Raw genomic sequence first — 5,461 nt, 5'->3', positions numbered from 1 at the left:
GCCCGCCATCGCCGCCATTGGGGCCGCCGCGCGGCACATACTTCTCGCGGCGAAAGGTCGCCGCGCCGTTGCCGCCATTGCCGGCCCGCACCACGATAATTGCCTGATCAAAAAAATCGGTCGTCATACGCAAACAGCACGAGGACGCGGATCAACGCGCCCTGTTCCTTAGCTTTCCATCAACAATATCACCAAGCCGGCTGCTTTCGACAGACTGCCCCTTCACAGGGGATTAACGCGAGGGGGCGCAAATCCGCGATACCGCGCAATGCCAAGGGAATGAGCAAACCGTTACCAGCGCCAAGCCAGCAAATATTGCTCACAACTCCATCACGATTGAGCAATGAAGCCGTGGTTAGCCAAGCATTACCACAGATACACAATGTCGGGCAAAAGCTACTTCCTCGATCAAGCCATTATGGAGTGCAGCAATCTAATTGCCGCACTCCATAGAGGAGCCGCTTCTTATAGATGCTTACGCATTCACCACATGCGCCGCGCTGTTGCAGCGGGTAGTTACCAACCCACCGCTACGCTTTGGTTTCGCCCTCGGTTTTGGCGTCATTGCGCGGCTCTTCATCGCCCTTCACCGCCTTGCGAAACTCGCGGATGCTGCTGCCGAGCGCACCGCCAAGGCCGGCCAGCTTGCCGGCGCCAAAGATCGCAATCACGATCACGAGGATAATTAACAGCTCACCCCAGCCAAGACCGCCAATCATAACCTGCACTCCTTCCTCGTGCAACCGGCGCGCACCAGCGATGCGCGTCCCGAATCATTATACCCCAGCGCGGGGGTGTGTCAACGTAAGCGATGACGGTTGGTGTTGGGCAGCGCCGCCGAGCAAACCTGCCAGTGACCGCTCCCTACGCTGCCACAGCCTCGCGATAGGCCGCCAGCGTCTTAGCGGCGGTATCCGCCCACGAAAAGCGGCGGGCGCGCGCCAAGCCGCGTTGGCGCAACTCGGCGCGGAGATCGGCATCAACCAACACACGCCGGATCGCCTCAGCCAGCCCGATCGTGTCGGTAGGCGCGACCATCAACCCGGCATCACCAACCACTTCGGGCAGGCTCGACGTATTGGAAGTAATCACCGGCGTGCCGCAGGCCATCGCCTCAAGCGGCGGCATGCCAAACCCCTCATAGATCGACGGAAAGACGAAGACGGTAGCCGCCGCATACCAGAGCGGCAACTCCTCTTCGGGAAGATAGCCGGCAAACTTCACCCGATCACGCAGATTCAACTGTTCCAGCCGGGCGAAGATCGGCTCGTACATCCAACCCTTGCCGCCGCCGATCAGCAATGGTGCATCAGGCACGCTCTGGCTCACTAACGCGAACGCCTCGAGCAGCGTGGTCAGATTCTTGCGCGGCTCCAGCGTGCCGACATAGAGCACAAACCGCTCAGGCAAGCCATGGCTGGCGCGCAATTGTTCGATGGCCGCCGGCGCTGGCGGGCGGAAATGGTTGCGGGCAGCGTTCGGTGTCACGATCACCCGCTCAGGCGGAATGCCGAGCAGCCCAACCACTTCGCGCTTGGTATGTTCGGAAACCGCCAAAATCCGGCTGGCGCGGCGGGCACTCAGCCGGGTCGCCAGATCGAGGTAAATGCGGTTATAGGCGCGAAACGTCTGCGGGAAGCGGATAAAAGCCAGATCGTGGATCGTGATCACCGTCGGCACTGGGCTGAGCAGGGGGGCCACATTGAGGCAGCCGTGGTAGAGATCGGCTGTGCCGCGCAAAATCAGCGGCGCAATCCCCTGTTCCCACGGAATCCGCACCCGCGGATTGATCGTCGGCAACTGGGACGGCTTCACGACAAAATTGGCCGGCAGACCCAGCGCCGCCTGATCAAGGCCGCGGGTGGTATACACGGTGTAGTGATTGGCGCGATCGATCTGCGCCAAATGGAGCAACACCTGCTCGATATAGTGCGAAACGCCGGCCCGGCGAAACGAACGGGTATGAGCAAGGAGGTGAGCGTTAACGGCAATGCGCATAGCAACAAACAATTCTTACGGCGTGGCAGCGGTAACGGTATCGTAGCGATGGTGCGGCACCAAGCCCCAATCGCTGAAGGGAAAATAGATCAGCCACGCCTGCCCGACCACGCGATCGAGCGGCAGCGCATCCCATTCTCGCGAATCGGAGCTATTGCCGCGATTGTCTCCCATCACAAAGATCGAACCGGGCGGCACGGTGATCGGCCCCTGCGCACAGGGATAGCCGCCAAGACAATAGGTAAACGCGCCGCGCAAGTACGGCTCGTCGAGCAGCTCGCCATTGACATAGACCCGGCCCTCGCGGAATTCGAGCACATCGCCGGGCAAACCGATCACGCGCTTGATATAATCTTTCCGCACATCACGCGGATACTCAAAGACCACAATGTCACCGCGTTGCGGCGGGCGGAAGGGATAGACCACCCGCGGCGGCAAATCGGCTTGACCGGGGAGCAGGCGCAGCGGCGCATTCAGGTCAAAGTGAAAATAGATCAGTTTATTGACCAGAATGTATTGACCAGTATGGAGCGTCGGCTCCATACTTGAGCCTTCGATCTTAAAATTCTGCACCACAGCGCGCACGATCAGAAAGACTAGCAAAATAAAGATCGCCGTCTCGAGCAATTCGCGTACCACATAGCGCAACGGCGCACGCGGAGGGCGCACCGGCTCAGCCTCAAGGGAAGGAACCAATGGATCGGGTGACGAATGACTGTCGCTCATAGCACCGTTTTGTGCGCTCTATGCTACACTACAGGGTAGAGCGCAAGGCGAGAATGGCGCGCGGAGGGAAGGTTTCCCTCCGCGATCTCTGGCATTATACTCGAACGCGGGGTAAATTGCCAGTCCATACCGATGGATGATGGCGTGAAGCACCGCAACCAACGCAAAACCGGGCAGGGCTTGAAGAGCGATCACGACGCGCGGGCAGAGCGCGCTGGTACAAGCATCCCGGACGTTTTTGGAACGGATTCTGTCCAGCCTCGCCCCGCTAGGTGCAAGGGTGGACAGAACGTATAAGCATAGAGGTGGTTGATGGCTTTGCGATACACGGTTCGCCCTCACCCCCAACCCCTCTCCCACTGGCGCGGGTTCAGTCCGGTACCCGGCCCTAAAGGGCCGAGCTAGGGGTACGAAGCCCGCTGCGCGGGCTGCTGGACCGCACCCCCATCCCCGCTCCTACCTAACGGCGGGAGAGGGGAGCGGAGAGCCGGGATGTGAGGCATCGCACAGCGATACAATGGGTGTGGTCGAACACGTGCTCTGTCCGCCCCTCAACTGGCGCGGGAGAGGGGGTGCAGCACCGGGCGTTGGGGCATTGCACAGCGCTCAACGGCTGCACTCGATCAGAGGTTCTGATGACCTCTCAACCCCGCTGGGAGGGAGGAGCAAGCGTAAGCGTTCGTTTGGCACTCGCGCACCTTGATTAAAATAGAGGAAAGCTGAGATTATGTCATCGCTGGCCACTTTAGCACAGCCGCTTGCCGAGGGCAGCTTTCAGTGTCTAGCCTGCCAATGGCGTTGCACACTCGCGCCGGGAGAGGTTGGGCGCTGCCAGATGCGCGTCGGGAGCGCCAATGGGATCGAGCTGCTCAATCACGGTATGATCAGCGGCGCCGCCATCGGCCCAATCGAAGATTACCGGCTCTGGCACTTCTTTCCCGATACCACTGCGTTGGCCATCGGCGGCTGGGGCTATGCGTTGCCGGTTGATCAACAACGCGGCCAATACGGCGTGTTGCCTACTGACCCAGCCAAACAACGACGGCTTGACCCGCAGCGTGCTGCCGACTTCGCGCTCGAACGGCTCTGCCGTGGCATAGTGTGGGCATTTGGCGAGCCGGCAGTTAATTTTGAATATTTGCTCGCCCTGCTGCAACTGAGCCGCGCCGCCAGCCGCTATACCGCTATTGTCACTAGTGGCATGCTGAGCAACGAGGCGCTGAGCGAGTTAGGGCCGTACCTGCACGGCATCAGCCTTGACCTGCGCGGCTTTTCGGATAATGCCTACCAACGGCTAGGCGGGATCAGCAACTGGCGGCAGATTTTGCGCTTCGCCGAAGAGGCGCAACAACGCTGGCAGTGCCATATCGAGGTGACGACCCGCATCCACCACGGCGTCAATGATCATCCCGACGAGCTGCGCGAGATGGTCAATTGGATCAAGACAACCCTCGGCGAGGGCACGCCATGGCATGTCTTGCCGGGTAATGCCGGCAGCGAAACCGCCGCGGCGACCATGCGCGCGCGCCGGATCGGGCACGAGAGCGGGTTGCAGTTTATCTATGGTCCGGAACCCAACCAACCTACCCGTTGCCCAGCGTGCCAAGCGACCCTGATTAGCCGGCAGAACAGGGTGAGCCGGAAGGTGGGGCTTGATGGCAATCGCTGCACCAGTTGCGGTTATGCAGCGAATTTGTATTTGTCAATTTTTAAGGTACATCGTGGATGATGGCGACGCGATCATCCAATGGAACAATCAACCATGCGCAAGCCTGAGATTATGAGTCCCGCCGGCTACTGGTCGCAATTGCACGCCGCGATTGAAGCCGGCGCCGACGCAGTCTATTTTGGTTTGACCCATTTCACTGCCCGCGCTAAAGTGGGCTTTACGCTTAATGAACTGCCAGAGGTGATGAAGACGTTGCACCGGCGGGGGGTGAAGGGGTATGTCACCTTTAACACGCTCGTGTTTGACCACGAGTTGCGCGCGGCGGCGACGGCGCTGGCCGAGATTGCCGCTGCCGGGGCCGATGCGATTATCGTGCAAGATGTAGGCATCGCGGCGCTGGCCCGCCGGATTGCGCCCGATCTGCCGATCCACGGCAGCACCCAGATGAGCATTACCAGCGCCGAGGGGGTAGCCTTGGCCGCCCGCTACGGCGTGTCGCGGGTGGTCTTGGCCCGCGAGCTCTCGCTGGCCGAAGTCGCGGCAATTCGCGCTCGCAGCCCGATCGAACTGGAAATCTTTGTTCACGGCGCGCTTTGCGTCTCGTATTCCGGCCAGTGCTTTTCGTCGGAGGCGTGGGGCGGGCGTAGCGCCAACCGCGGCCAGTGCGCCCAAGCCTGCCGGCTGCCGTACGATCTGATCGTTGACGGCCAGCAGCGACCGCTTGGCGCAGCCCGTTACCTGCTCTCGCCCGGCGATTTGGCGGCAATTGATGAGATGGCGACGATTGCTCGCCTCGGCGTAAGCGCGCTCAAGATCGAGGGCCGTTACAAAGACGCCGAATATGTGGCGATTACCACCGACGCCTACCGCCGCGCGCTCGACGCGGCATGGGCCGGTCTGCCACCCGATCTGACCAGCGCCGACCGGTTGCACCTCGAACAAGTCTATTCGCGTGGGTTAGGGCCGCACTTCTTGCGCGGCACCAACCATCAGGCGGTTGTGGAGGGCCGCGCGCCGCGCCATCGCGGCTTGTTGATGGGCCGGGTCGTGCGGGTGCGGCCCGACGCC

The 5,461-nt window shown here is 61.1% G+C and carries 5 protein-coding genes and 1 pseudogene; 2 read left to right on the top strand and 4 right to left on the bottom strand.

Annotated features, from left to right (window positions below):
- From U9R81_RS12410 to lepB, 4 genes and pseudogenes are all read right to left on the bottom strand, one after another.
- Positions 1–133, bottom strand: a pseudogene (locus U9R81_RS12410) (GTPase ObgE); the annotation flags it as partial.
- A gap of 397 nt (positions 134–530) precedes the next feature.
- On the bottom strand, positions 531–719 hold the full coding sequence (gene tatA, locus U9R81_RS12405) for a twin-arginine translocase TatA/TatE family subunit (RefSeq protein WP_066791399.1): 189 nt from the start codon (positions 717–719) through the stop codon (positions 531–533).
- A 145-nt stretch (positions 720–864) separates the two neighbouring features.
- On the bottom strand, positions 865–1,998 hold the full coding sequence (locus U9R81_RS12400) for a glycosyltransferase family 1 protein (RefSeq protein WP_322495761.1): 1,134 nt from the start codon (positions 1,996–1,998) through the stop codon (positions 865–867).
- 15 nt (positions 1,999–2,013) lie between these two features.
- Positions 2,014–2,724: a signal peptidase I gene (lepB, locus tag U9R81_RS12395; RefSeq protein WP_322495760.1), complete on the bottom strand. Its 711-nt coding sequence runs from the start codon at positions 2,722–2,724 to the stop codon at positions 2,014–2,016.
- A 727-nt stretch (positions 2,725–3,451) separates the two neighbouring features.
- Here lepB and U9R81_RS12390 point away from each other — a divergent pair.
- Positions 3,452–4,453, top strand: coding sequence for a radical SAM protein (locus U9R81_RS12390; protein ID WP_322495759.1), 1,002 nt, complete (start codon positions 3,452–3,454; stop codon positions 4,451–4,453).
- Between the two features lie 33 nt (positions 4,454–4,486).
- Positions 4,487–5,461 (top strand): peptidase U32 family protein (locus U9R81_RS12385; RefSeq protein WP_416180962.1); only part of this gene is annotated, 975 nt, incomplete at its 3' end.

The sequence above is a fragment of the Chloroflexus sp. genome (genome assembly GCF_034435895.1).
Classification (GTDB): Bacteria; Chloroflexota; Chloroflexia; order Chloroflexales; family Chloroflexaceae; genus Chloroflexus.
Note: the sequence above shows the minus strand (reverse complement) of the source record. Positions and strands in the feature narration are given on the sequence as shown.